25 protein-coding genes and 2 pseudogenes are annotated in these 25,297 nt (G+C 59.6%); 12 read left to right on the top strand and 15 right to left on the bottom strand.

The annotated features are described in order from the left end of the window. Positions 1 to 722: 722 nt before the first annotated feature. Entirely contained in the window at positions 723 to 986 is a 264-nt protein-coding gene (locus J4P02_RS00135; protein WP_426186275.1) for a short-chain dehydrogenase, read from the top strand. Positions 987 to 1,479: 493 nt separating this feature from the next. Here J4P02_RS00135 and J4P02_RS00130 read toward each other — a convergent pair whose 3' ends face one another. The 3 genes and pseudogenes from J4P02_RS00130 to J4P02_RS00120 form a co-directional block, all read right to left on the bottom strand. Then, entirely contained in the window at positions 1,480 to 2,559 is a 1,080-nt protein-coding gene (locus tag J4P02_RS00130) for a DUF6708 domain-containing protein (RefSeq protein ID WP_426186272.1), read from the bottom strand. Between the two features lie 429 nt (positions 2,560 to 2,988). Next, positions 2,989 to 3,267 (bottom strand): toxin VasX, encoded by a 279-nt coding sequence (locus tag J4P02_RS00125; protein ID WP_426186269.1) that lies wholly within the window; start codon positions 3,265 to 3,267, stop codon positions 2,989 to 2,991. Positions 3,268 to 3,314: 47 nt separating this feature from the next. Continuing rightward, positions 3,315 to 3,638: pseudogene (locus J4P02_RS00120) on the bottom strand (contractile injection system protein, VgrG/Pvc8 family); the annotation flags it as partial. Positions 3,639 to 3,659: 21 nt separating this feature from the next. On the opposite strand from J4P02_RS00120, the pseudogene J4P02_RS00115 reads away from it, so the two are divergent. Then, positions 3,660 to 4,079 (top strand): annotated as a pseudogene (locus J4P02_RS00115) (serine hydrolase); the annotation flags it as partial. A 45-nt stretch (positions 4,080 to 4,124) separates the two neighbouring features. On the opposite strand, the gene J4P02_RS00110 reads toward J4P02_RS00115, so the two are convergent. The 3 genes from J4P02_RS00110 to J4P02_RS00100 all read right to left on the bottom strand — a co-directional run bounded on the left by J4P02_RS00110 (position 4,125) and on the right by J4P02_RS00100 (position 6,602). Further along, a complete protein-coding gene (locus tag J4P02_RS00110) occupies positions 4,125 to 5,351 on the bottom strand; it encodes an NADH:flavin oxidoreductase/NADH oxidase family protein (RefSeq protein ID WP_426186266.1) in 1,227 nt (408 codons plus the stop codon). 167 nt (positions 5,352 to 5,518) lie between these two features. After that, positions 5,519 to 5,959 (bottom strand): MerR family transcriptional regulator, encoded by a 441-nt coding sequence (locus J4P02_RS00105; protein ID WP_426186263.1) that lies wholly within the window; start codon positions 5,957 to 5,959, stop codon positions 5,519 to 5,521. 223 nt (positions 5,960 to 6,182) lie between these two features. Continuing rightward, positions 6,183 to 6,602: an Imm50 family immunity protein gene (locus J4P02_RS00100; protein ID WP_426186260.1), complete on the bottom strand. Its 420-nt coding sequence runs from the start codon at positions 6,600 to 6,602 to the stop codon at positions 6,183 to 6,185. Between the two features lie 133 nt (positions 6,603 to 6,735). On the opposite strand from J4P02_RS00100, the gene J4P02_RS00095 reads away from it, so the two are divergent. From J4P02_RS00095 to J4P02_RS00085, 3 genes are all read left to right on the top strand, one after another. Then, entirely contained in the window at positions 6,736 to 7,149 is a 414-nt protein-coding gene (locus J4P02_RS00095; protein WP_426186257.1) for a hypothetical protein, read from the top strand. A gap of 23 nt (positions 7,150 to 7,172) precedes the next feature. Further along, complete coding sequence (locus J4P02_RS00090; RefSeq protein ID WP_426186254.1) at positions 7,173 to 7,550, top strand: hypothetical protein; 378 nt, start codon at positions 7,173 to 7,175, stop codon at positions 7,548 to 7,550. A gap of 76 nt (positions 7,551 to 7,626) precedes the next feature. After that, a complete protein-coding gene (locus J4P02_RS00085) occupies positions 7,627 to 8,040 on the top strand; it encodes a DUF6896 domain-containing protein (protein ID WP_426186251.1) in 414 nt (137 codons plus the stop codon). Between the two features lie 21 nt (positions 8,041 to 8,061). On the opposite strand, the gene J4P02_RS00080 is transcribed toward J4P02_RS00085, so the two are convergent. The 4 genes from J4P02_RS00080 to J4P02_RS00065 all read right to left on the bottom strand — a co-directional run bounded on the left by J4P02_RS00080 (position 8,062) and on the right by J4P02_RS00065 (position 10,364). After that, positions 8,062 to 8,481: a PaaI family thioesterase gene (locus tag J4P02_RS00080; protein ID WP_426186248.1), complete on the bottom strand. Its 420-nt coding sequence runs from the start codon at positions 8,479 to 8,481 to the stop codon at positions 8,062 to 8,064. Between the two features lie 171 nt (positions 8,482 to 8,652). Next, a complete protein-coding gene (locus J4P02_RS00075; protein ID WP_426186245.1) occupies positions 8,653 to 8,982 on the bottom strand; it encodes an antibiotic biosynthesis monooxygenase family protein in 330 nt (109 codons plus the stop codon). Positions 8,983 to 9,023: 41 nt separating this feature from the next. Then, positions 9,024 to 9,998 (bottom strand): zinc-dependent alcohol dehydrogenase family protein, encoded by a 975-nt coding sequence (locus J4P02_RS00070; RefSeq protein WP_426186242.1) that lies wholly within the window; start codon positions 9,996 to 9,998, stop codon positions 9,024 to 9,026. A 63-nt stretch (positions 9,999 to 10,061) separates the two neighbouring features. Continuing rightward, entirely contained in the window at positions 10,062 to 10,364 is a 303-nt protein-coding gene (locus J4P02_RS00065) for an ArsR/SmtB family transcription factor (protein ID WP_426186239.1), read from the bottom strand. Positions 10,365 to 10,847: 483 nt separating this feature from the next. Between J4P02_RS00065 and J4P02_RS00060 the strand changes: the two genes are divergently transcribed. From J4P02_RS00060 to J4P02_RS00050, 3 genes are all read left to right on the top strand, one after another. Further along, positions 10,848 to 11,438, top strand: coding sequence for a helix-turn-helix domain-containing protein (locus tag J4P02_RS00060; RefSeq protein WP_426186236.1), 591 nt, complete (start codon positions 10,848 to 10,850; stop codon positions 11,436 to 11,438). 203 nt (positions 11,439 to 11,641) lie between these two features. Continuing rightward, positions 11,642 to 13,180: a cryptochrome/photolyase family protein gene (locus tag J4P02_RS00055; protein WP_426186233.1), complete on the top strand. Its 1,539-nt coding sequence runs from the start codon at positions 11,642 to 11,644 to the stop codon at positions 13,178 to 13,180. Continuing rightward, complete coding sequence (locus tag J4P02_RS00050; protein ID WP_426186230.1) at positions 13,177 to 13,317, top strand: DUF2256 domain-containing protein; 141 nt, start codon at positions 13,177 to 13,179, stop codon at positions 13,315 to 13,317. The genes J4P02_RS00055 and J4P02_RS00050 overlap by 4 nt, the downstream gene beginning before the upstream one ends. A 38-nt stretch (positions 13,318 to 13,355) precedes the next feature. On the opposite strand, the gene J4P02_RS00045 is transcribed toward J4P02_RS00050, so the two are convergent. Both J4P02_RS00045 and J4P02_RS00040 read right to left on the bottom strand, forming a co-directional pair. Next, on the bottom strand, positions 13,356 to 14,471 hold the full coding sequence (locus J4P02_RS00045; RefSeq protein WP_426186227.1) for a contractile injection system protein, VgrG/Pvc8 family: 1,116 nt from the start codon (positions 14,469 to 14,471) through the stop codon (positions 13,356 to 13,358). 216 nt (positions 14,472 to 14,687) lie between these two features. Continuing rightward, the gene (locus J4P02_RS00040; protein ID WP_426186224.1) at positions 14,688 to 15,791 is read right to left on the bottom strand and encodes a polyamine ABC transporter substrate-binding protein; all 1,104 of its coding nucleotides are present in this window, start codon (positions 15,789 to 15,791) and stop codon (positions 14,688 to 14,690) included. Between the two features lie 138 nt (positions 15,792 to 15,929). On the opposite strand from J4P02_RS00040, the gene J4P02_RS00035 reads away from it, so the two are divergent. Continuing rightward, on the top strand, positions 15,930 to 16,721 hold the full coding sequence (locus tag J4P02_RS00035) for a response regulator transcription factor (protein ID WP_426186221.1): 792 nt from the start codon (positions 15,930 to 15,932) through the stop codon (positions 16,719 to 16,721). Between the two features lie 106 nt (positions 16,722 to 16,827). Here J4P02_RS00035 and J4P02_RS00030 read toward each other — a convergent pair whose 3' ends face one another. Beyond that, on the bottom strand, positions 16,828 to 17,901 hold the full coding sequence (locus J4P02_RS00030; protein WP_426186218.1) for a saccharopine dehydrogenase family protein: 1,074 nt from the start codon (positions 17,899 to 17,901) through the stop codon (positions 16,828 to 16,830). Positions 17,902 to 18,195: 294 nt separating this feature from the next. On the opposite strand from J4P02_RS00030, the gene J4P02_RS00025 reads away from it, so the two are divergent. Further along, positions 18,196 to 19,200: an acetoacetate decarboxylase (ADC) gene (locus tag J4P02_RS00025; protein WP_426186215.1), complete on the top strand. Its 1,005-nt coding sequence runs from the start codon at positions 18,196 to 18,198 to the stop codon at positions 19,198 to 19,200. Positions 19,201 to 19,260: 60 nt separating this feature from the next. Here the strand turns inward: J4P02_RS00025 and J4P02_RS00020 are convergent, their stop codons facing one another. Further along, positions 19,261 to 19,707, bottom strand: coding sequence for a MerR family transcriptional regulator (locus J4P02_RS00020; protein WP_426186212.1), 447 nt, complete (start codon positions 19,705 to 19,707; stop codon positions 19,261 to 19,263). 203 nt (positions 19,708 to 19,910) lie between these two features. Between J4P02_RS00020 and J4P02_RS00015 the strand changes: the two genes are divergently transcribed. Both J4P02_RS00015 and J4P02_RS00010 read left to right on the top strand, forming a co-directional pair. Next, positions 19,911 to 20,693: a hypothetical protein gene (locus J4P02_RS00015; RefSeq protein ID WP_426186209.1), complete on the top strand. Its 783-nt coding sequence runs from the start codon at positions 19,911 to 19,913 to the stop codon at positions 20,691 to 20,693. Between the two features lie 134 nt (positions 20,694 to 20,827). Continuing rightward, the gene (locus J4P02_RS00010; protein ID WP_426186206.1) at positions 20,828 to 23,047 is read left to right on the top strand and encodes an OsmC domain/YcaO domain-containing protein; all 2,220 of its coding nucleotides are present in this window, start codon (positions 20,828 to 20,830) and stop codon (positions 23,045 to 23,047) included. A gap of 249 nt (positions 23,048 to 23,296) precedes the next feature. Here the strand turns inward: J4P02_RS00010 and J4P02_RS00005 are convergent, their stop codons facing one another. Continuing rightward, a complete protein-coding gene (locus J4P02_RS00005) occupies positions 23,297 to 24,871 on the bottom strand; it encodes a sensor domain-containing diguanylate cyclase (RefSeq protein WP_426186203.1) in 1,575 nt (524 codons plus the stop codon). Positions 24,872 to 25,297 lie beyond the last annotated feature (426 nt).

Genomic DNA, 25,297 nt, shown 5'->3' with positions numbered 1-25,297 from the left:
CGAAGAGGCCCGTAAGCCATGCACCGCCCCGGCCGACGCCTTCGCGGGCAAGCCCGCTCCTACAGGAAAAGGACGAGGCCGCCAGGCCAAAGTTTGCTCTGGCTCTGGCTTTGGCTTTGGTTTTGGTTTTGGTTTTGGTTTTTGCTGTTGATTTTGATCTTGAAGGCCCCGTCAACCACGATGGCCGCACGCAGGCATTGATCCGTGGGTAACCCGGCAGGACGCCGGGTTAGCCGCCCCAGGCCATGGATGGCCTGTGGCGGCGGCCCACGGATCAATGCCGGAGTGCGGGCATGCCGAGCCTCAGCGAGGCACCGAGTGGAGGGGCAAGCGTTTTTGGTTCCTTTTTACTGGGCCGGCACTCCGGGCGACTGTAAAAAGGGACTCGCCGTAAGGGCGAAACCATAAGTCGCAACACCCGCAGCAACGGATATGTCCCCCCCACCAAGAAAACTGGCCGGCTAAAAGGCCGCCAAGCCCAAGAAAGCATTCCTACAGAACTTGCAGAATCGCCTGACTATCCCCTCAAAACCTAACCCGCTATGGTCTCCACTCACCTACCAAGTGACAGGTTTGGCGACCTGGAATTAACCAACAAGCCACCCGATTCACAGCGCCTATCGCCCAGCAATCCCGCTGACGACAGCCCTCTGAACACGGCCAAACACAGGACAGCCTCAAAGGACGTCCTGTTCAATATTGGTTAATACGGAGCCTTACCCATGAGCCAACAATACATTCCCATCACCGGCATCGACTGCCTGGTCCCCTGCCTCTATATCGACAAGACCGCACCCTTGGATGTGCTGTATGCCAACGGCGCTGCCCGCTTGTTGGCAGTGACTCAATTGATGGAGAGCCTCTCTCGCACAGAGCTGAAGAATGTCGATGACAGCGACTTGAAACACATTTCCAATGTTGCCGCGATTCTGCTGCGCGATAGTTGCGACCTGTTGGGAGTGATGGGCTGGCGACTGCAAGCCTGATGTGTTGCGCTCCGCGCTGCTGGGTGGCGCGGAGCGATTTATAGGGTGGGGTATGTTCTATTGGGGGGAAGAAGTCATTTAAAGGTGGCGGCAATCGGCTGTGGATTCAACCGGTCATCGCCGCCCAGATAGATGGTCACATCCCGTGCAAATGACGGGTCAAGTCGAATGCAAATGAGTGGTTATTCCATGCAATTACGCACGGAATCTTCGAGTCTGGCGACATCGTGGATGAGTATGATGTCGGCGCTGATGCGATTTTGGCCCAGGTTGCTGCTTCAGACTGACCCACACGCTGCCTCCGAAATCACCCGCAAGGTAATCATTTCTTGAGTACTCGGGTGGGTCAATGAATTCCGGTAGCCTGCGTCAAAATCGCATCAGCGCCAACAGATGATCGCGTCTTCGAGTTTTGTAAAAGCTCAGACTCGATGTAACGGTTGTCGGGCCACCTGATTTTTGGCAACTATATAGCTCAGCTATTTGTTAATTCCTATGCCTTGCTTTCGTTTAGGTTTGCCTTGAAGTACGTCATAAAATCCTGTCCTTGAGCAAAGGCTTTTTCGATTTTCGCGCTTTGCTCATTAAGCGCCGGGCTTGGCTTGCTCCATTGTTCAGGTGGAAGAGGTTTAGACCACTCAGCAATGGATTCAGGTAGAGATTTCATGCCGAAACGATGGTCCCATTCTGCTACCCAATACGGAAAACGCCACCAAGTGATCAAATGTGTCAGGTACCACCAACCAACTCCTAAAGCGGAACGTTCGTTGTGCTGGTATTCCTCGTGCATGTCTTGTCGTTTTTTATCAAAGGTGTGGCGACCCTCGTAGGGTGCCTTGCCTGGGCAGAACTCTAGACCTTTTTCCATATAGATCCGTATGGCTTCCCACTTACCCAAGGCATGGGCAGGAGTCATCACGCCTTGTCTCACAAAATGCACTACGTCAGCTCTTGAATCGTCGAACGCCATACCAAATGTATAGGCGCTTGTTACGCCTACTCCAGTAACACCTGTACTGATCGAAAGCCAAGATACTGTCTCTTCCCATGGTTGAATGACGGGGAGATCAGAACCTTCGGGAAAGAAACAGACTTCGCGACGTTGGCGATTGAATCTAATTGGACGGGTGCGCGACTTCGCTCTGGTAGTGCTCAAGATAACGTAAATACCCAAGAGCGCAGCTATTCCTCCACCCCAAATACTAAAGGTCACACCGAAATCGAACATGCCTGCAGTTCTGTCCCAAAAGGACTCGGAAAATGGGGATCCCCAGGTAGTAGATCCTGCAAGCAAAGGCAAAATAATCAGGCATGAAAAAATAAACATCATCCCGAGCCCAATCATTGCCCTCGCTTGGAAAGCCTTGCCGAAATTACTACTGCCTACGTCGAGGAATGTGTCATTTACCTCAACAAAGCTTCCGCCCAAATCCATGGGGACGTTGCCCGTTGGTATCGGAAGCGGGGAGAAGAATAATGCCTCACCTGTCGCGAACTTACGTTTCTCACCAGCCACGGGCGGTATTTTTTTGAGATTTAGATCGTCGCTGGATCGCTCATTTATTGAAGACATTAGGTTTGCCCGGCTTGTTTTGATGATTCGAGCACAGTTAGCGTGTCGATGGTCATAATGAATGCTTAAGCAGTTGTATTTCGTGCGCTGAGAAACCCGGTTGTTGAAAATTCCTTCCCGCTTCCAACGTTAAGCATCTTAGTTTCAAACATTATTTCCTGAAGTTTTTTGGCTCCGAGGAGTGAATGGTATCGCAACTTTATGGCAAGACCGTGCTGAGCGTTAGCCTCATGCGCAAAAATTTCTAACCCCAGTTGGAGTGGCGCGTCTGGTGGACTCAGTAAATTGAGTTGATATAGCAAAGGTTCAGTCCAAGGCTCCCAGTGATTGCGCTGGAGATTGCTTGACCAATACGCGGCAAGGCCAAATCCAACATCATCCAGCTCTCGAATTGTCATATTTGGAATGCTAATCACTGCAGTAGGTCTGTTATTTATTTGTCTTAGACCGACCTGAGGGGTTGAAGTGATCTCTGCCAGTTGCATGCGATCTTCTTGGAATCCGCGATTTTGGTTCTTCTTCGCCCACATTACTTTCGCGTTTATTGGCGGTGATCTCACCTTTCTCCCACAGCAGTTGCGTAACGATGCCGTCCTGAATACGGTATTCGTGCATTACGGCTTCAGGCTTCTTGTCGACGACGACGTAGAGCCAGCCGTCACGCATCAATCGAATGCCTAGTGGGCGAGAAATGGTTTTGTACGGCATGGTCAGCGCGCTTGACAGGGCGAGTCGTTCAACGAGGCCGTAACGCAGTGGGATGAGAGGGCGAGGAAGTGGCCGCTGACCAGCAACGGTTGATCGCTCTTGCCTTCAGCCAGCTTGAAATCGCTGCGATGGCGTTCGAGGGCGCGTTTGGCCAAGTGCTTGCCGCGCTCGCGGTCGATGAAACGACCTGGGTAATCGTAGTCTTCGAGGTCGGGCAAGGCGTCGCCACGGTTTTCGCTTTCGAGTGTGAGGCGCGGTTTTTCGAAGTCGTAGTCGCGGCGGGTGGTGCGGCGGGTGCGGGTTTCCAGACGCAGGTCGAAGCGCTTGATCACCGGATTGCTGGCGACCATGCCGGAATCTTGCTGGAGTGCGCGATAAACGAGTCAGCCTGACCACCCACTGAAATGATCCAGCGCCTCGACGGCACCCGACTTCGCTACCACCCCGGCACCCATTGGCGCTACTCGAACCAGGGCTACCTGCTGATCGGCAACCTGATCGAACGCCTCACCGATCTCCCCCTGGCCGACGCCGTGAATCAACGCGCATTCACCCCGTTGGGTCTGTCCAAGGTCCGCTTCGCCCCCCCCCCCCCTGCAGAGCTGCAAACCACCCACCTTGGAGCAACCTCAAACTACGACCCCATCTGGGTCCATCACGGCTTGCTGATCGGCCCCATTTCCCAAGCCGCACTGTTCCTCGATCGACTCCTGCGCGGCGACCCTCTCCCCACCAGCCTGCCGCTGGAAATGCAGGACGCACGAATATTGGGCGGCCCGATGGCCGGGCATCCATGGTTTACCGCAGGCTATCCTTGGCCCGACAGCACAGGCCCCCTGCCCAACCCCCACGCCACCTCAACGACAAGCCATGCGCCGCCGGTACTGGCGAGTACGCCAGGCATTGGCCAATTGCTGCACAATCAAGGCCCACCACGGCGACACCTCAGGCTGGGGCGCCTTGCTGGCACTGAGCTTGCCCAGCTGGAATTTCACCACCGCCATATTGCCCAGCGAAGCCAGGGCCTTGTTCTTCCAGGTAATGGCCGGCAGCTGTGGCGCGTTGTCCCTGCCGGCCTGCCAGTCCCGGGGCAAGGCCGGGTCGATGGCCAGGGCGGTGCCGATGCCGACCATCTCCACCCCGCTGGCGATCACCTGCTCGGCAACCGGCCGCCGCCGAATGCCCCCGGTGACCATGATCGGCATCTTCGCCACCCCACGAATGTCGCGGGCAAACTCCAGGAAGTAGGCTTCCCGAGCCAGGGTACGGCCGTCCCGGGCCTCGCCCTGCATGGCCGGTACTTCGTAGCTGCCGCCGGAAATCTCCACCAGGTCCACCGCCAGCTCATTGAGCAGAAGCACCACCTGCTTGGCATCCTCGGCACTGAAGCCGCCGCGCTGGAAGTCCGCCGAGTTGAGCTTGACCGCCACCGCGAACTGCGGGGCCACCACCGCCCGTACCTCCTTGACGATATCCAGCAACAGGCGCGCGCGATTGTGCAGCGAACCGCCCCATTGATCCCTACGCTGGTTGCTCAAGGGCGACAGAAACTGGCTGAGCAGGTAGCCATGGGCGGCGTGGATCTCCACCCCACTAAAGCCGGCCTGCTCGGCCAGCCGCGCGGTATTGGCGAAACGCCGGACCACCTCCTCGATCACCTGGGCAGTCATGACCTGGGGCACGGCGAAATGCTTGGACATGCTGCCCAGCTCCAGGGCCACCGCCGACGGCGCCCAGGTGGCCTGGCCCAGATTGGCCTGCATCTGCCGGCCTGGGTGATTGATCTGCAACCAGAACTGCGCGCCTTGGGAGCGCCCGAGGGCGGCCCATTGGCGGAACTGCTCAAGGTGCCGCTCATCTTCCAGCACCACCCCGCCCGGGCCAGTCATGGCGCGGTTGTCGACCATCACATTGCCGCTGATGATCAGGCCGGCGCCACCCTCGGCCCAGGCCCGGTACAGGCGCAGCAGTTGCGGCGACGGCGCGTGCTCGGCGTCGGCCATGTTTTCTTCCATGGCGGCCTTGGCGATGCGGTTGGCAATGGTTGAACCATTGGGGAGAGTCAGGGGGCTGAACAGGTTCATGGGCGCTACCTCAAGTGGGGGTGAGCGGACGTTAACCTTGAAGTTGAGTTTAAGGTCAAGCCCCTGATTTCAGCTTGAGCACCCACGCCGCCACTTGATCTCCACGAAGCCTGCTCCGACCTCGCCATGTGCCGATCGAGGCGCCTTTTCTCAGCGCACTTGCCGACTCACCGGCCAAGCGTGGCGCCGGCCTTGCCCAAGGCGATCTCCCCCCGCAACCGTTCCAGCACCCGCTGGGTATTGTCCAGGCACGGCACGCCCTCGGGTTTGCCTTCGATACTGTCGATCACCAGCAGCAGCTGTTCCTTGTTGCGCGCCAGACGCTGTTGCAGCGCATCGATTTCCTCGACCTTGCGCTTGAGCCCGGAAACCAGTTCCTCGTGCTGCCATCCCTTGGAACCGAGCGGCAGCAAGTGGCGGATCTCCTCCAGGGAAAACCCCGTCGCCTGGGCACTGGTGATCAGCTCCAACACCCAGACCGCATCGTCTGCGTAATCCCGGTAGCCATTGGCCTTGCGCGCCACCGAGTGGATCAGCCCGCTGGCCTCGTAGAAACGGATGCGCGACGGGGCCAGGCCAGTGATCTTGGCCAGCTCTCCTATTCTCATGGGGGAGGCCTTTTTCGAAGTGAGTGGATCTTGCCGCGAACTTCAATCCTGCGGCAGCTTTGCAGCCAAGAGTGACGATACTGATCTACAACCTATGGCCAACGCAGCGGCGATTCTGCTGCGTGATAGTTATGATCTGTTGGGGATGATGGGCGGGCGCCTGCAGCCTATTGGATGGCAACGGTGGCAGTGCCATCCGTAGGCACACTGCAAATCCGGATGATCAATCCAAGAGGTTGGTCATTTCACCGACGGCTACCGTGGTGCAGCGGATGACTCCGCCAAAACCCCAGATGGAGACCAGTTCAGCAATAATCGATGAATCCTGCGAGCGTTTGAAATGGATTGATTCGAGCACGTTTTGGCGGTTGAAATCCTCCAGCGACAGTTCCTGGAGGTCACTGAATATCAGTTCAATGAGTAAGCTTTTGCAGCAAACGTATTCAAAATCTGCGGTACCCGCCCCCACTATTTCATGCTCACGATAGTGAATGCAGAGCTTGGCGACGGTAACCGAATGGGCCCGGTGAAGGGGCCGCGATAGCGAAAACGAAATGACTTCTGCGTCGTGAAACGATGGCCAGAAGCCAATGTGGCCAATCACGCGCCCTGCTCCATCTATCAACTCTTCTGCGGCATCCATGGCCGGCCTCGCAAATGATATCGTTGACGGATTTTAGTCAGATGCACCAGCAAAGTGGAGATAATCCACTAGCGACTACTGACTCGCCCCAGCCCGTTCCTCCCGTCTGCCATCAAGAGATAAAGAGCCGCTCATGCACTTTCACAACTTCCTCCTGGGCCATATCGAAGTTGAAGTGCAGGGACGTGCCTACGATCTGCACAACTTCTATAACGCCGATGCCATCCAATACGACGTCCTGAAAGGCACCCTGACCCTGACCTTCAACCGCCTGGAGCAAGACTGGGTGCCCGCCGAAGAGGCGCGCCAGATCATTCTCAGCTTCAGTCAGTTGAGCTACTTCTGCGCCGATGCCAGGGAATTGAACGCCTTTGAAAGCGATATGGGCTGCGTGCATGCCATAGGCGTGGTGGAAGCCGGAGCCGCCACCGAGACCTTCTACCTTTCGAACCAGTTTCCTGCGGACCATCACCTGGTGATTGAATTCACCTCGGGCCTGATCCTGCGCTTGCAGGCGCAAGAGGCGCAGTGCGCCTTGTTGTTCTGATGGACCAAGAGTATTAGCCGCAGATGCAATTCACCCCCGAACAACTGGCCCACAGAACCGGCACTTGCGCCATGGACAAGCAAGTGCGCAACTGGCTGCTGAGCCTGCCAGCGCCCGAGCGAGTCGACTTTATTAAACGCCTGTGGCCACTGAACTTCAGCCATGCACTGCAACTGCAGCAGGCCGCGCAGTTGTCGCGCCAGGAGAACCAGCAACTGTTGAGGCACTGGCTGAGTAGCGGCCACCACAACACCGCCCAGGAGCTGATCAAGCGCCTGGAGCCACTGTTGGGGGAAGAGACTTTCTGGCGCATCGCCGCGCAGGAAACCGTGACCACTGCCATGCGGGACTTTTTGAACTACCACGGCAAGGGCCGTCTGGAACGGCCTAAAAAGCACTGATGCGAGTACAAACTGCCACCGCCCCTGCAGTCCTTTATCCAAGAGCCCAGATCCGATGAACCAGCACCTCGCCCAATTGATTGCCGACTACCAGAACGCTGTCCGCAACGCCGTCGATCTGCTGCAACAAGCCGCCATCCCCCTGCCCACCAGCAACGCCGATTGGGCGGATATGAACATTGCCGAACAAGGAGAACTGGCCGGCGGTGTACGTTACTTCAAGCATGGCTACGGCTGCGCCGTTCACCTGCCGGCGGGGCCGGTGAGTTTCGACTTTGGCGAACAGGGCGAAATCGATGGTTTCAACCTGTCACGGCTGGCCGGCTTTGCCGGGGACAGGCTTGCGCAATATGGCTTCGACGACGAGCAGGCACTCAAGTTGAGTTTCGACAATGAAGTGGCGGCCGGCTCGCTGCTGTACTCGGGGTACATCCTTTATTACCTGGCGAGTGCCAGCCGGACCAATCAAAAAAGCGATTTTGCAACCTAATCAATGCTCTACATAAAACGCCTATAACTGGCGGATCAATGCGGATGCAGTTGCGGCTGCAACAATTTTCCCAGCTTGTTCAAGCTCACCGGAAAGAAAACAAACCTGGCCTCCTTTTCTGCTCACGCGCCCTCTTCCAATCAATGTCCCTATTTGCGCAGGCGCATAGAAACTGACATTCAGGTTCAACGTTGGCGCGAACTCACCTTTCTTGAGTGTTGAGGCAAGAGCGGGCCCCATGGTGTCATCCAGCATCGCGGCAAGAAAGCCGCCCTGTACGTTGCCCACGGGGTTTGTGAAAGCTGCGGTAGCCTCGAATGAAACTTCGATAGTTCCCTTATCGCCATCCACCTTCAATATTTTTATACCAAGGGTTTCGGCCGCCGGCGGAGCGGGTAAATGACCATCCTGTACCTGCCAGAAAAAAGCGTCCTTATCCATTGCATACTCCCCATATTCACGCCACTCATTGGAAAAGCGATCAGTCCTGAGTTACGTAGACACATTTTCAATGACTGCTTTTGGCCGAACTCTACCGTATCTGACCTTCAGCTATGGGTCGGAAACCGCCCTTCACAGCAGGCAACTCACGGCCAAAAGTAGTCAGTCGCTCTAGTCTACGATATCGGCAACTACCTGTTCGCCAGCAGCAAAAGCAGCCCCTTCAATGTGGTAGACCCTCGGCTCTTCCGAAAAATATTCCTCCAGGCCCATCATGAATATCCGATGGTCTTCACTCTCTTCGAAGCCCGGCGTGTGATCTTCAAGTGAAGCCCAGCGCACTATCAGGTTGAATCGCTCGGGGCTTTCAATCCCTTGCGCGAGCAAGTGGCCGCCGTAACCCTTTGCACGGGTGAGCAAGGGAGCGACCTTGGCAAATGCATGCCTGAAACTTTCAATGCGTTCTTTGTGGACGGGGAGCAGAGCGATCTCATAAATCATGGCGTTCCTCTCATATGGCTTGAACGGTTAACAGTACGCACTTACGAAATGAGCGATGGCTCGACTGCAATCGCAATTTTTCCTTGAATGCCGTTGTTGGGGCTTTCCAACCGGGCATGGGCGAGCGCCATGTCTTCAAGCGAATAGACAGCGCCAACGTGTGGCCGCAGCTGACCGCGCTCTACCAATGTGCTCAGTTCATCAAGCTTGCCCCGGTTCTGTCTGGTGAAAACGAAGTGATAACTCGCGTTCTTGCCCCAGGCCTGAACAAGGTTCTGCGGCAGGGCAATGTCCACAATCGAGACCACGCGGCCGAGTTGAGCGAGCACGTCGGGGCTGCGCGTCAACGTGTTGCCGCCGATGGTGTCGAACACCACATCGACTCCGCGGCCATCCGTCTCCCGATTGATGACGTCGACGTAATCCTCCTTTTCGTAGTCGATGAGCACAGCGGCCCCCATGCCTCGTGCGAACTCGAAGTTTGCTTCGCGCACGGTCGTGAAGACCCGCGCTCCAATGGCCTTAGCCACCTGGATCGCGATATGACCTACGCCCCCCGCGCCGCCGTGGATTAGGATGCTTTCTCCCACTCTGAGCGCTGCACGCCCGGTCAGTGCTTCCCACACCGTCCCGCCAACCAGGGTCAGGCTTGCCGCTTCGAGATGGCTCAGCGATGGCGGTTTCTTCCCGATAATGCTTTCGGCCGCAACGTGGTATTCGGCATAACTGCCTGGCCCTTCAAATATCTGCGGGGTGTACCAGACTTCGTCTCCCGGAGCGAAGGACGTCACCCCCGGCCCGACTTCCTCGACAACCCCCGAGACATCGTGTCCGGTAATGGCCGGCAGTTGCACCAGGTCGGAATAGTCACCACGTCGAACCTGATAATCCAAGGGGTTGATGGAGGTTGCGTATACCCGCACCAGAACTTGTCCCGCGCCCGGCACGGGCTTGGGCACGTCGCAGAGTTCGAATGATTCCGGGCCGCCAAATGACTTGAGCATCAACGCTTTCATTCTGAATCCTCGTATCGATAAAAAGAGATATCGAGAAATCTAGATATCTCGTGGTAAAAAAAATTAGAGATCTGTCCCTATGATCTCGGCAAGCGCACTGATAGTGGCTTCATTGCGCTTGTAGTAGGTCCACTGACCGATGCGCCTGACCTCGACCAGGCCCACTCGTTGCAGCGTTGCAAGATAACCAGACACCGTTGACTGCGACAGCCCAATGCCTTCTTGAATACTACTTACGCAGACCCCCACCGTGAGAACGTCTCCTTCATCCTGCGGAGGGAAGTTCTTAACGGGGTCCTTCAAGCCTTTCAGGATTTCAAGGCGTATCGGGTTGGAGAGGGCTTTGAATATTTCGACTAATTCCATGAGCTGAGGATATCGAGATTTATCGATATGTCAATACGAGAGTCAAAAGAGGACGAAACAGGCAAGGTAATGATTTTCCCCGGGGGCTTTTGGGCGATAGGTTGAAGGCGTCGGTCGCCGATCCGACTGACCGCTTTGGGCCGTTCTCTGCTGGTCAAGTTCGATGCAAATGGGTGGGCAAGTCCGTGCAATTACCCCTATAGCCGCTGCTGGGGAAAAGACCTTCTGGCGCATCGTCTCGCAGAAGATGCTGACCGCACCTGCTCTCAAACCGCCACGCCCCAGAACGCAATCCTACAGAACTTGCAGAATCACCTGACTTGTCCCCCCAGGACCCACCGCCCATAGTCCCTATCGGCTCGCCAACCCGCGTTCCGAGCACCTCTCGCGTACCGAATCAAAGGACACCGAAATGCCCTTCTACACCCATACCGACTACGTCCTTGCCAGCGCCTGGTATGCAAGAAACCAAGGGGTAAAACGATGAGCACTGCCCACAACGAACTGCAAACCCTGATCGCAACGCTTGCTGAGCTCCACGGGGTGCTTGAGCGCCTGCGCGGTGAGTTTGTGCATGGCATCAAGACCCCGGCGGACTATGCACGTGCAACCCTGCTGCTCGATGAACTCACTGACGGGCGCGAACTGAGCAAGGTCGAGGAAAGAATTCTGCTGGAGCTCGAGGATAAGATGCTGGCCTACCAGCGCGACTCCGAGCAGTTTCGCCAAGCGAATGCCGCTTTTGTGGCCAGCTGCAGCCCTGTGCAGTTGCTCAAGGACCTGATGGAAACCCTCGGGCTCACGGGTTCGGACCTTCCTGAAATTGGCGATAAAACCGCCGTATCCAAGGTGCTCAGTGGCAATCGGCCCATCAGCCACAAGATGGCATACGCACTGGCGGAGCGGTTTTCGATGGAGCCCAGTGCTTTTGTGTCACCAGCCTCGGCAAAGGCTGCGCCCGGCAAAACCCTCAGCGCCAAGGCAAAAAAACCTCAGCTTGCAGCCGCTTCCCCAACACCCCCTAAATCCCGCGCCCTGCGCAAGCCTTCGACAACCCTGAGCCCAAACCGCTAACGTCCCAGGGATCACAGACCGTCAGATAAAGCCCCGGGGGCGTCACTACGCCTCCGCCATCGCCCCCTAACAACCGCGCAACATCACCGCCCCCCAAAAAGCTTTCCCGCCCAAAGCACGCCAAAAATACTTGTACATAAATATTATCTTGTACAATTTATCCATCATCCCGCACTCCACCTATCCCGCCGGACCCACCCCCCATGACCACCACCCACCGGCTATGCCTGGTCCTAGGCGACCAGCTCTCTCTCGACCTCGCCTCACTGCAAGGCCTGGACGCCGAGCGCGACTGCGTTTTGCTGGTGGAGGTGATGGAAGAAGCCAGCCATGTGCCCCACCATCCGCAGAAAATCGCCCTGGTCTTCAGTGCCATGCGCCATTTCGCCCAGGAACTGCAGCAGCGCGGTATCCGCGTGCACTATGTCGCGCTCGATGACCCGCGCAACACGGGCTCGGTGCCCGGCGAGCTGCAGCGCTGGCACTCACAACTGCAGCCCAGCGAACTGCACCTGACGGAATGCGGCGACTGGCGCCTGGAACAGTCGCTGAAGCAGTGCGGCCTGGCCATCCATTGGCATGCCGACTCGCGTTTTCTCTGTTCACGGGGCGAATTTTCCCGCTGGGCGCAGGGCAAAAAGCAACTGCGCATGGAGTTCTTCTACCGGGACATGCGCCGCAAGAGCGGCTTGCTACTCAATGGCGATGGCAGCCCGGTGGGCGGCGCCTGGAACTTCGATGCGGATAACCGCAAGGCCTTGCCCAAGGGCCTGAGGCCCCCTGCCCCGGCACGCTTTGCCGCGGATGCCATCACCCAAGAGGTACTGGCCCTGGTGGCCAAACACTTCCCCCACCATTACGGCCGCCTCGACAGCTTCGACTATCCCGTCACCCGCGCCGACGCCCAGTCCCTGTGGCAGTACTTCCTCGATTGGGGGCTGGCCGCCTTCGGCGACTATCAGGACGCCATGGCCAGCAACGAGCCCTTTGTGTTTCACGCCAGGATCAGCGCGGCGTTGAATATCGGCCTGCTGGATCTGCGGCAGCTGTGCAGCGATGTGGAAGCCGCCTATGGGTCAGGCACTGTGGCGTTGAATGCAGCCGAAGGCTTTATCCGCCAACTGATCGGCTGGCGGGAATATGTGCGCGGGGTCTATTGGCTGAAAATGCCGGACTACGCCCATGGCAATGTTTTCGGCAACAGCCGGTCGCTTCCGCCGTTCTACTGGAGCGGCGAAACCCGGATGAACTGCATGCGCCAGGCAATCGGCCAGAGCCTTGAGCATGCCTACGCCCACCATATCCAGCGGTTGATGGTGACCGGCAACTTCGCCCTGCTCGCAGGCATTGCCCCCAGTGAGATCTGCGCCTGGTACCTGGCGATCTATATGGACGCCTTCGACTGGGTCGAGCTGCCCAACACCCTGGGCATGGTGATGCACGCCGACGGTGGCTACCTGGGCTCCAAGCCCTATTGCGCCAGCGGCCAGTACATCAAGCGCATGTCCGACTACTGCACGGGCTGCGCCTACAAGGTCAGTGAAAGCACCAGCGAAGATGCCTGCCCCTTCAATGCGCTGTACTGGCATTTCCTGATGCGCCACGCGGACCTTCTGCGGGGCAATCAACGCCTGGCCCTTATCTACAAGAACCTGGCGCGCATGCCAGAGTCCAGGCAGCAGGCGCTTTGGCAACGTGGGCAGCACCTGCTCGCCACACTCGATGCCGGTCAGCCGTTGTGAAAAACACCGAGCTGGCAGTCAAAACCTGCGCCACCTGCGGCCTGCCCTTTACCTGGAGAAAGAAGTGGGCCCGCTGCTGGGAAGAGGTGCGCTATTGCTCTGAGCGCTGTCGGCGCAACAAAGCGGGCAAAGGCTGAAGCAACCGTCATGTCACTCTTGCCGAACCTCACCCCCTTCAGCGGCCCAGCAGACAACCGCCCAGCAATGGCCGATCAGGATCGTTTTCAACAAAGGTGACCAGCACTTCCATCCCCATGCTCAGCGGCTCGCCCGGGCAATCGCTGGCCATCTGTAGCCAGCAACTGCTCTTGTCATCAAAGCGCCCCTCACGATCCCAGGGGAACCTGACCTTGACCCGGCCCGCTTGCCGCTCCCGGTCCTCCAGGGCAATCACTATCGCGCTCTGGCTGCCAGGCACTTGGGGTTTTCTGTGAGTCAGGGGGGGACGGTAGAGCTGGCTCCAGGGGCGAACCTGGAAGCGGTTGCGGTAACCCTGATAGCCGTCATCTTCGGCGCCGCTGTTGCCAGCGCCAAGGCTTTCCCCCGGCACTTGCGGCTGCCGTCCTTCATGGCTGACCTGGGTCAGTAGCCACAGGTCGTTCCATTGCCGGTCCTGGTGCTCGCCGATGTCCAGCACATGACCGCTGGCCAACCCCGTCTGCTGGCTTTGCCCTTCAGCCTGATGGTAAGCCCCGTGGCTGCGCTGCATGGCGCACCGCCCGGGTTGCTCGATCCTGGGAAACGCCGCCTGCCGATCGGCGAACACCAGCACATGGCCTTGAGCGCTGTGGCGAAAGTGAAAATGAATGCCCTCCTCTTCGCACAGGCGCTGGATAAAGTGCAGGTCGGTTTCCTCGTACTGGGTGCAGCAGTCGCGCTCGGGGTAGCTGGCGGCCAGATCAAAGCGATAGGCCTCGCCCAGTATTCCGTGCTCTTCCAGAATCAGCGCGATGATCTTCGGCACCGAGAAGCCCTGGTAGATCCGCTGGTTGATGCGGTGGCGCAAGTAGGACAAGTGCGGAACCAGGGCCAGGTGGTAGCGCCCATTGGCACTCTGGGCGAGGTGATAGATACGCCCATGAACGCCATTGCCCTGGTTGTCGAAGGCCAGAAAAGCCTGTCGGTCGAAGAAGCTTTGAAGATCCAGGTCCGAACGCTGGCTCAGCAGTTCAATATTGAACAAGTAAGGCCGGTTGATCCCCTCCTCACCGGTAAAGGCGAGCACTTGGAAATCCTGCTCAAGGCCATCGATGGTCAACGCGAAGTGCACTTGATTGGCTGGGCTGAACATCCGCTGTTCCCTTCCTGCATGGAGCGTTGAATGGGCGCTGTGATCAACAGCGATATCAGAACGCCGGGCACACGCCGCCCGGGGCAATCACCTGTAGCCGCAAGGAACATCCTGCTCCGGGCATCTGAACGATGGGCCACCGCGGGCCACAGCTCATGCTGGGCACTGGGGTAACAGGCATTACCCCAGTGCTTCAACGCCGCCAATCAAGCTGGATCAAATACTGCTCTTGACCTTGGTCCAGACCCGCGTGCGGATACGTTCCAGCTTCAAGGGCAGCGGTTCGAGGGGAACCAGGCTGGCGACGGTGTTCTTGTCGGGGTAGATCCAGGGGTTGTCGCGCAAGGTGCGCTCGACAAACTCGGTGGCGTCTTTATTGGCGTTGGGGTACAGGGTGTGGTTCGAGGTCTTGGCGATCACTTCGGGCCGCATCATGTAGTTGAGAAACGCCATGGCTTCCTTGGGATGGGGAGCGTCCTTGAGCATCACCAGGTTTTCCGACCACACCAGCGCACCTTCGCGCGGCAGGCTGTAGGTAATCCGCCGGCCGGTGTTGTTCTTCTCATTGATGGCCTGTGCAGCCAGTGCGCCATTGGCCCAGCCCACTACTGCACAGATATTGCCGTCGGCCAGGTCGGTGTCGATTTTCGACGAGTCGAAATAGACGATGTAAGGCCGGATCTTCAACAGCAGGTCCTGGGCTTTCTGGTAATCGTCGGGGTTCTTGCTGTTGCTGGGCAGCCCGAGGTAATTCAGGGCAATGGAGATGATCTCGCTGGGAGAATCGAGCATGGCCACGCCGCAGGACTGCAGCTTGCTGATGTTCTCTTCCTTGAAGATCAGATCCCAGCTATTGACCGGGGCGTTATCGCCCAGGGCGGCCTTGACCTTGTCGACGTCATAGCCAATGCCGGTGGTGCCCCACAGGTAGGGCACGGCGTAGCGATTGCCCGGGTCGTTGACCGCCAGCTGGGCCAGCATAGCGGGATCGATATGGGCCAGGTTGCTCAGTTGCGCCCGGTCCAGGGGTTGCAGCACCCCGGCCTGGATCAGGCTGGGCAGCACGTTGGAGGTCACCACCACCACGTCATAGCCGGTGCGCCCGGCCATGACCTTGCTCTGCATCATGTCGGCGCTGTCGAAGGGGTCCATGTGAATCCGGGTGCCGGTTTCCTGCTGAAACTCCTTTGGGGTTTCCGGGGCCAGCAGCCCGAACCAGTTGTACAGGTACATCACCGGCTCTGCGGCGACCGCCGATGTGCTAATGCCCACCGCAAGCAGCGAGGCCGAAAAAATGGTTCGCAAGCGTGACTTTCTCATGCAACATCCCTGTCCAGACGATTGGCCCTCATGGCCGTCGTTAACTCTGACAGCGAATATACTGGGCGTCGCGCAATAGTAAATACCTACGAATACTTAGCCTCGAAGCCCCCATTCCTAACCCTAAAGGGGTAGACAATGCCGCTCGACCTGCAGAGCCTGGCCTGGCACCGTTCGATTGGAAAACTGATCATGCAGCTGAACCGCCCAGAGTTCTGGAGTTCGCTGATACGCACCTTGAATGAGTATGTGCAGATCGATAACTGGGTGGTGCTGGTGTTCAGCAATCGACACGTGCAAGTGGTCAGCCTGCCTGAAGTAGCGGATGCGGAAGAAGTCGATGCCTTTATGCATCACTATGTAAAGGGCCTGTATCTGCTGGACCCTTTCTATATAGCCAACCGGGAAAACCCGCAGAGCGGGTTCTTTCACTTGCTGGATATTGCCCCGGAGTACTTTCTGGAAACCGAGTACTACCAGCAGTATTTTGCCCAGTACATTTCGGTCGATGAGGCGCAATACAACGTCCAGCTCGACCCGGATCGCACCTTGTGCATGTCCATTGGCAGCGGCGCCCGCTTCAGCCAGGAGCAGATTACCCTGCTGGATATCGTCAAGCCCTGGGTCATGGCCTTGATGCATCAGCGCATGTCTTTCGAGAATGAAGTCGAACGCAACCTCAGCGTTCCCTCTGCATGGCCGGAAACGGTCAATCAGCTGGGCACGCAAATAACCACCCGGGAAAGCGATGTGCTCCGGTTGCTGCTCAGCGGTTTTTCCACCAAGGAAATAGCCGGCAAACTGTCCCTCTCGGCGGAAACCATCAAGGTTCACCGGCGCAACCTCTACGCCAAGCTCAATATCAAGTCGCAGTCCGAGCTCTTTGCCCGCTTCTTCATGCCCAAGCAGGATGTGCTGCCGGCCCGTTGAAGTTGCCGCTGCTGATCAGGCCGGCGCCGCTGTCGGCCTGGGCCTGGTCGGCATCCGCCATTTGCGCTTCCAAGGTCGAGGCTTTTTCAGGGGCATCCTGGAAGCTTCACTCGATGCTCAAGGCGCCCGACCCGGGCAGTTGCGTCACCAGGTCAGCCCCCAGCAGCTTCGCCGGTGTGTAGGCCCCTCCGCCGGGCCGCTCCTGCAACAGATGGCCAACCACGCTCAAGGCCGCATCAATCGTCAGGCTGTAGACATTCGCAGTGTGCACCCGCGCCACTTTGCGCTCGCCCCGCGGGTTGCGGGCTTCGCCCCAGACATAGGTGCCCTGGTCGGCGCGTCTTTGTAGATCCGGGCCCACCACCGTCTTGCCAATGCGCGCCTTGAGCCTTCGCTGCACCCAGGCCAGGCCCAGCAGCGGGCGGATCAGGTTGGCGAACCGGGCGCCGCGAATCATGGCCACGGAACCCGGTATAAACACTTCGATATTGGCGATGCCGGTGGTGTGATAGGCCGTGGACACATCCCCCCAGGGAATGGTCATGGCCAGTTTCTCTCCGGCGCCGAAGTCGATCCGGCGCACCTCATAGGCCAGCGGCACGCTGACAATCCGTCCGTCGCGGCGGACCTTGCCGCCCTGGGCCATGCCTTCCACCGAGGTCTTGGCGGTGCCCGGGGAAAAGCTCGAACGGGAATCGAAGCCCAGGGCCAGGTGGGTTGCATCGGGCAACGCCGCCTTGAGTGCCGCCGCCACACAGTCGGTGGGCACCACATCGAAACCCACGCCCGGGCAGATCACCACCCCCGCCGCTTGCGCACGGGCGTCCAGGGACTGGGCATGCTCGAACACGGCAATCTCCCCGGTGATGTCCAGGTAATGCGCCTGGGCGTGCAAGCAGGCCTCCATCATCGGCGCGGCGGTTGCCGAAAACGGCCCGGCGCAGTGCAGCACCAAGCCCAAGCCCTTGATCTGCGCCAGCAAGCGCAGCGGGTCATCCAGGCCGAAAACCCGGGCTTCAAGGCCCAGCTCCCGGGCCAGGGCTTCTACCTGGTCCCGGCTGCGCCCCGCCAGCACCGGTTTGAGCCCGCGCTTGGCGGCCTCACGAGCAATCAGTTCACCGGTGTAGCCGTTGGCGCCATAGATCATCCATGGCATCTGTGGGGTGTGTTGCTGACTCATGCGTTGCTCCTGAACCTATTGATGAAGTGCCACATTGCCTCGTCCAATCGGTGGCAGACGCTAGCGTTAAAGTCAGGTTGAGAGTCAAGCAGAAGCCTGTCGGCGTGGCGTTGATTTTCTACCTTGGCGGGTGTTGACCTTAAACTTAAGTTCAACGTTAAGGTGAATGTCGGCAGGCCCCGAACGCCTGCCCCGGCGGATTTCGCCGGGCATGGCGGCGCCAGCGATCAAGGCGCAGCGCACGCTCGGTGGAGTTCTCTGGTCGATGCCATCCAGCACCAGGAGAGAGACAGAGTGAAATTCGCAAGCGCCGTTCTTACCGCAGTGCTCTGCACCACCATGGCCAGCCATGCACTGGCGGCGACAGCTGAAATGCCCAGCCAGGCCGACAGCACAATGATCGATATCGCCGGTCACCCGGTGCCCGTGGTCAAGGGTGGCCTGTACGAGCGTTTTCGCTCCAACCCTCCTCTGTCGCTAGTAGCGCAACAGTTGCCGGGGGTTGACCTGAGCTGGTTCGAGGGGCTGGAGAAGCACAAGGTGGACATGGGCTTCGAGTCCTATTCGCCCAACTTCTACTACCAGAACAGCCGCGTAACCGCGGTCTACACCGCAGACCTGGAGCGGCTCCGGGCACTGATGCCGGCCGCAGTACTGGCCCACGTGCAGCCGCTGCAGGTGTGGCCGGGTCGCGGCCTGATCGCCTTCACCGCCTACACCTATGAGCACTGCGACAACGACGCCTACAACGAAGTGGCGGTGTCGATCATCACCAACAAGCCGGGCAAGGCCAACCTCGGGCCCTTCACCCTGGTGGGCCAGTCGCTGTCGGGGGACTTCTGGGGCTATGTGCTCAAGCTGCCGGTCAATACGGAGCTGGCGCGGGTGCGTGGCGTGGTCGGCTACAACCTGCCGAAATGGCTGACGGCAATTGACCGCAAGGAGGATGGGCTGTCGGTGGCCTATGAGATTGCCGACAGCCAGACCGGCAAGCTGGATGTGTCCTTCAGGGCCAGGAAACTCGGCGACCTGTCCAGCAGCGTCGATACCGTCACCAACAGCTTCACCAACCTCGATCACCAGGGCCAGCTGGCCTATGGCTATGCGGTTTCCCGCCAGCTCAGGCATGGTTCCAGCAGGGACGAAGATTTGGTAGTCCTGACCCTGGGCGATGGCAGCCTGTCGAACTTCCTGCGCTCCTTGCAGCTGGGGAAAATGCTCAAGTACGAATATGTGCCGCAGTTCCAGAGCGCGCTCTACGCCCCCAAGCCACTGGCCACCCTGCTGGGCGAGCGCTGATTCAACCAGCGGGAAAACCCCACGCACCTGTCAGGCCGGGGTCGCCTGACAGGCTGCAGCTCACTTGCCCGCCCGGGCACCAGCACGTTCGGCGGCCGCCATGCCCTCTTCACGCAGACGATTGATCAGCTGTTGCGCGTTGTCCGCACAGGCCATGCCCTCGGGCTTGCCCTCGATACCCTCGATGACCCGCAGCAACTGCGCCTTGTTCTGCACCAGCCGCTGTTGCAGGAGTTCGATTTCCTCCACCTTGCGCTTGAGCCCGTCGAGCATTTCCTCATGCCGCCAGCCATTGGCATTCATCGGCAGCAATTGGCGGATTTCCTCCAGGGAAAAACCGGCCGCCTGGGCCCCGGTGATAATCTCCAGAACCCACTCGGTGTCCGCGGCGTAATCCCGGTAACCGTTGGCTTTGCGCGCCACGGAGTTGATCAGCCCACTTGCCTCGTAGAAGCGGATGCGTGAAGGTGCCAAGCCGCTGATTTTCGCCAGTTCGCCTATTCTCATATTCCCCTCGGATAGCCATTGACCTTGAACCTGACTTTAAACCTAAAGTTATTTTCCGGCCAAGCGACGCAGACCTGTTGCCTAACGCGCAACGCCATCCTGTACAGGTTCGCTGCTTGCAAAACCCACTGCGCAGTGGATGATCTGCCTCGGCTGAGGCTTACTCATTCCCCTCAGCACCAACATGGAGTCAGTGGCGATTAATGAATATCCAATTTTGCGCAAATGAATTGCCGGGAAACCCATCTGCCGGCACCTGCGATGAATACCGCTTGAGTGCCATTTCCAGCCTGGACCAACTGCTGCAGGCCTATCACAAGATCGCTGCCGAGCACCCCGGGTTCAGGCCGCTGATCACCCTGGATGACCTGGCCCAGGCCCGCTACACCTCAGGCCATGCGCGCAATAACCTGGGCCTGGACGATGCCACGGAGCAGGAAATCGCCCGGCTACCCGCAGAGTGCTTCGAGGACGGTGAGTACCTGGGCTACCCCACCACCAAGGCCGAGTTCGAGATCTGCCTGCGCAACTTCACCGAGCTGGTGGCCACCAGCTCGTTCGCAGACGCTTGCGCACATGGCTTGAGCCTTGATCAACAGGCCCTGGAAGAGTGGCGCGAGTATCAACAGAACCCGGTGACACTGCTCGACCAGCCCCTCTCGGCACTGCTGGTTCCCGTCGAGCACGCCTGCCAGGCGCTCGCGGCCTTCCCCAACGGCTATTTCACCAGCGACCTGGGCCCTGCGCAGAACTATGGCGTGGCACGCCATTTTGCCCAGGCCCATGGCTATGAACTGCTGGGCATCGGCGCCTCGTACCTGGGCTTTTTCCGTGCAGAACCTGCCGATCTGTCTGTGGCCAACGCGGTGGCGGCAGACTTTTGTGCCCTCTACCACGTCGCCGATGAGCACCGCCAAGCCGTGATTTCAACCGTGGTCGAGGCAATCTGCAATCGCACCCACCTGTGGCTGCGCTACGTGGAGTGACGCCCGCAGGCGTCTTGGCATGGATGGAGACAACCTCAGTACCGGTCAGCCCTCAATCCGAAAAACCACAACACCGCCCGGCAAAAACCCGGATAATGCCCACCATTTTTTGCCTCGTCACACCGGTGCCCCCCATGGAAATCAAGGTCAACTTTCTCGACAACCTTCGACTTGAAGCCAAGTTCGACGACTTCACGGTGGTGGCCGACCAACCTATCCGCTACAAGGGCGACGGTTCGGCGCCGGGTCCGTTCGACTATTTCCTCGCCTCCTCGGCGCTGTGCGCGGCCTACTTCGTCAAGCTCTACTGCCAGACCCGGGACATTCCCACCGAGAATATCCGCCTGTCGCAGAACAACATCGTCGACCCGGAGAATCGCTACAACCAGATCTTCAAGATCCAGGTCGAGCTGCCGGCGGACATCTCCGAGAAAGACCGCCAGGGCATCCTGCGCTCCATCGACCGTTGCACGGTGAAGAAGGTGGTGCAGACCGGCCCCGAGTTCGTGATCGAGGAAGTCGACAACCTCGACGCCGACGCCCAGGCCCTACTGATGCCCCAGGCCGCCGCCGGCCAGGCGACCTATATCGCCGGCAAGGACCTGCCGCTGGAGCAGACCATCGCCAACATGTCGAAGATCCTCGCCGACCTGGGGATGAAGATCGAGATCGCCTCCTGGCGCAATATCGTGCCCAACGTCTGGTCGCTGCATATTCGCGACGCGCAGTCGCCGATGTGCTTCACCAATGGCAAGGGCTCGACCAAGGAAAGCGCCCTGGCCTCGGCCCTGGGCGAGTTCATCGAACGCCTGAACTGCAACTTCTTCTACAACGACCAGTTCTGGGGCGAAGAGATCGCCAACGCGCCGTTCGTGCATTACCCCGACGAGCGCTGGTTCCAGCCCGGGCGCAAGGATGAGCTGCCCAAGGAAATCCTCGACGCGCACTGCCTGGCCATCTACAACCCCGATGGCGAGCTGCGCGGCTCCCACCTGTTCGACACCAACTCGGGCAATACCCAGCGCGGTATCTGCTCCCTGCCCTACGTGCGCCAGTCCGATGGCGAGGTGGTGTACTTCCCCTCCAACCTGGTGGAGAACCTGTTCCTCAGCAACGGCATGAGCGCCGGCAACACCCTGGCCGAAGCCCAGGTGCAGTGCCTGTCGGAGATCTTCGAGCGCGCGGTCAAGCGCGAGATTCTCGAAGGCGAACTGGCCCTGCCGGACGTGCCCCAAGAGGTGCTGGCCAAGTACCCGGGCATTCTGGCTGGCATCCAGGGCCTGGAGGAACAAGGCTTCCCGGTGCTGGTCAAGGATGCGTCCCTGGGCGGTGAGTTCCCGGTGATGTGCGTAACCCTGATGAACCCGCGCACCGGCGGCGTGTTCGCCTCCTTCGGTGCCCACCCGAGCTTCGAAGTGGCGCTGGAGCGCAGCCTCACCGAGCTGCTCCAGGGTCGCAGCTTCGAAGGCCTCAACGACCTGCCGCAGCCGACCTTCGAGAGCCAGGCGCTGATGGAGCCGAACAACTTCGTCGAGCACTTCATCGACTCCAGCGGCGTGGTGTCGTGGCGCTTCTTCAGTGCCAAGGCGGATTTCGAATTCGTCGAGTGGGACTTCACCAGCCAGGTCGACGCCAGCGAGCGGGAACAGGCCAACACCGAGGAAGCCGCGACCCTGTTCGGCATCCTCGAAGGCCTGGGCAAGGAAGTCTATATGGCGGTGTACCAGCACCTGGGCGCCACCGCCTGCCGCATCCTGGTGCCGGACTACTCGGAAATCTACCCGGTGGACGACCTGATCTGGGACAACACCAACAAGGCGCTGTTCTTCCGCGAAGACATCCTCAACCTGCACAGCCTGGATGAAGATGCCCTGCAAGACCTGGTGCAGCGCCTGGAACAGAGCGAGCTGGACGACTACACCGACATCACCACACTGATCGGCATCGAGTTCGACGACAACACCGCCTGGGGCCAGCTGACCATCCTCGAATTGAAGCTGCTGATCCACGTGGCCCTGGGGCAGTTCGACCCGGCCAAGGAACTGGTGGAGATGTTCCTGCAATACAACGACAACACCGTCGAGCGCGGGCTGTTCTACCAGGCCCTGAACGCGGTGCTGGAGGTGGAGCTGGACGACGAACTGGCGCTGGCCGACTACGAGTTCAACTTCCGCCGTATGTTCGGCAACCAGCGCATGGACGCGGTGATCGGCTCGGTCAACGGCAGCGTGCGTTTCCATGGCCTGACCCCGACCAATATGCAGCTCGAAGGCCTGGACCGGCACCAGCGGCTGATCGACAGCTACAAGAAGCTGCATGCCGCGCGGGCGCGGATGAGCGCCGTCTCGGCCTGAGGCCGACAAAAGGCTGTTCGCTTGACAAAAAACGGCGCTTGCCTTGGATGGACAAGCGCCGTTTTTTTGGGCCCATTCAACAGCTCGACCTTGTGGCGAGGGAGCTCGCTCCCGCTGGGGTGCGCAGCGCCCCCATCTACAGCCTATGAGCCGCACCAGCAGGCTTTTCGAGGAGCGCCGGCCGAAAGGGCGGGAGCAAGCCCCCTCGCCACATGCTTCGTTCAGCGGCTTGAGTGAAGAGCATTGAGCTCAGGCCGGGGCCTGGCTCAGTTCCTCGGCCACCACCCGGTTGCGCCCCTGCTGCTTGGCCTGGTACAGCAACTGGTCGGCCTTCTCCAGGGCATCGGCCAGCGAAACGCCACCCGGGCGCCACAGGGTCACCCCCAGGGACACGGTGATATGGCCCACGGTCTCGATCTGTGCTGCCTCGATCGAGGCCCGCAGGCGTTCGGCGACATCGGCGGCGGCGCGCAGCGAACTGTTGGGCAGCAGCAACATGAACTCCTCGCCGCCGACCCGGCACGCCAGGTCGTCGCTGCGCAGGTTCTGCCGCATCAGGTTGGCGATCACCTGCAGCGTCACATCCCCCGCCGCATGGCCGTAGGTGTCGTTCACCCGTTTGAAATGGTCGATGTCCATGGAGACGATGGCGAAGGCCTTGTCGCTGTCGCGCCACAGCGTCAGGGTGTCCTGCATCGCCCGGCGGTTGGCCAGGCCGGTCAGGGCATCGCTTTGCGCCTGCTGGTTGAGCCGGCCGATCTTTTCCTGCAACAGGCTGGTGCCCAACAGCAGCGCGCGGCGAATCTGCCAGCTTTCCACATAGTGGGTGGCAATGGCGCTGATGCGCTGGTAGCTCTCGGGGCTGTCCAGCCGCTTGGCACTCTCGGCGAGCCGCGACAAGGGCACGGAAATCCGCGCCCCCAGCCACCACATCAGCAACAGCCCGAACAGCGCCAGCGGAATCATGCCGCGGATGATCTTGGACAGGGTCTCTTCCAGGCTGGCGTAGATATTGGCCAGCGGTTGCTGGGAAATCACCCCCCAGCGACTGCTGGGCACATAGGCGACGCCGGCCAGCATCTGCTCGCCATGGGCATCCTGCGCCTGCAGCGCCGTGCTGCTCTGGCTCAACGCGGCATCGACGATCGGGTCGGCGGCGACAACGCTGCCGATCCGTTCGGCATAGGGGTGGTAAAGCACCCGGCGCGTGCTGTCCACCAGGTAGACGTGTGCACCGTCTTGCCGCACCTGGCGATCCATCAGATCTTGCAGGGCATTTTTCTGCTCCAGGCGAATGCTCCCACCCACCAGGCCCAGGTACTGCCCTTGGGCATCGAACACCGGCTGGGAGACAAACACCACCAGGTGGCCGGTCAGGGATTTGAAGGCGTTGCTGATGATCGGCTGCTGCTGCTTGAGCGGCCCCTGGTTCCTGATCGGCTGACCATTGAGGCCCAGGCTCGCCGGGGCCGAAGCGATGATGGTGCCGCGCGCATCGGTGATCAGCACCGAGTTGAAGCTGTTGTCTTGCTCCAACAGGCGTTGCGCCTCGCCGGCCAGTTGCTGCGGGTCGTTGATGGCGCGAGCGATAATCAGCGAGGCGTATTGCAGCCGGGTCTGATCGGAGCTGAGCACCTGCTGCACCCCGCTGGCGATGCGCTCGGCGTACGCCTGGTTGGCTTGCAGGGCGTTATCGATCAGTTCCTGCTTCTGGATCTTGAACATCACCCAGAAGCTGTTGCCCAGGGTGGCCATCGCCGCCAGCAGGACAAAGGCCAGGATCAGGATACGCAGATTGAGCTTGGGCTGGGGCCGGTTGGGCATTTAACGGGGTCCGGGTGGGCAATCGGGCAGACGCTCAGTGCTGCACATGGCCCCTCAACCCGCGGCCCCGGCAACCTCGAATTGCGTCGAGCCGCGCAGTCTACCTGGCCTGGGGCCATTGGCAACCGTGAAAATGGCCAACGGCCAACCAGCCCAGGCCCGGCTGCCGGCGGGCATGAAAAAAGCACCTCGGGGGGGGTAATGCCGATCAGTTAAGCGCTAGAGCAAGCAAAAATGACCTGTGGCGAGGGAGCTGGCTCCCGCTGGGCTGCGTAGCGGCCCGGGACTCAGGCGGCGGTGTCTTGCCGGTGTATCGCGCGGTCTGGGTTTGGGCTTGCTGCGCAAGCCAGCGGGAGCAAGCTCCCTCGCCACAAGAGCGAAGCGTTCAGCGGCGGTAAGCCGCGCCGGTGTGTCGTTCAGGCAGCT

This window comes from Pseudomonas sp. NFXW11, from assembly GCF_049887815.1.
In the GTDB taxonomy this organism is placed as follows: domain Bacteria; phylum Pseudomonadota; class Gammaproteobacteria; order Pseudomonadales; family Pseudomonadaceae; genus Aquipseudomonas.
The sequence above is the reverse complement of the archived record's forward strand: the minus strand, read 5'-3'. Positions and strand labels throughout refer to the sequence as shown.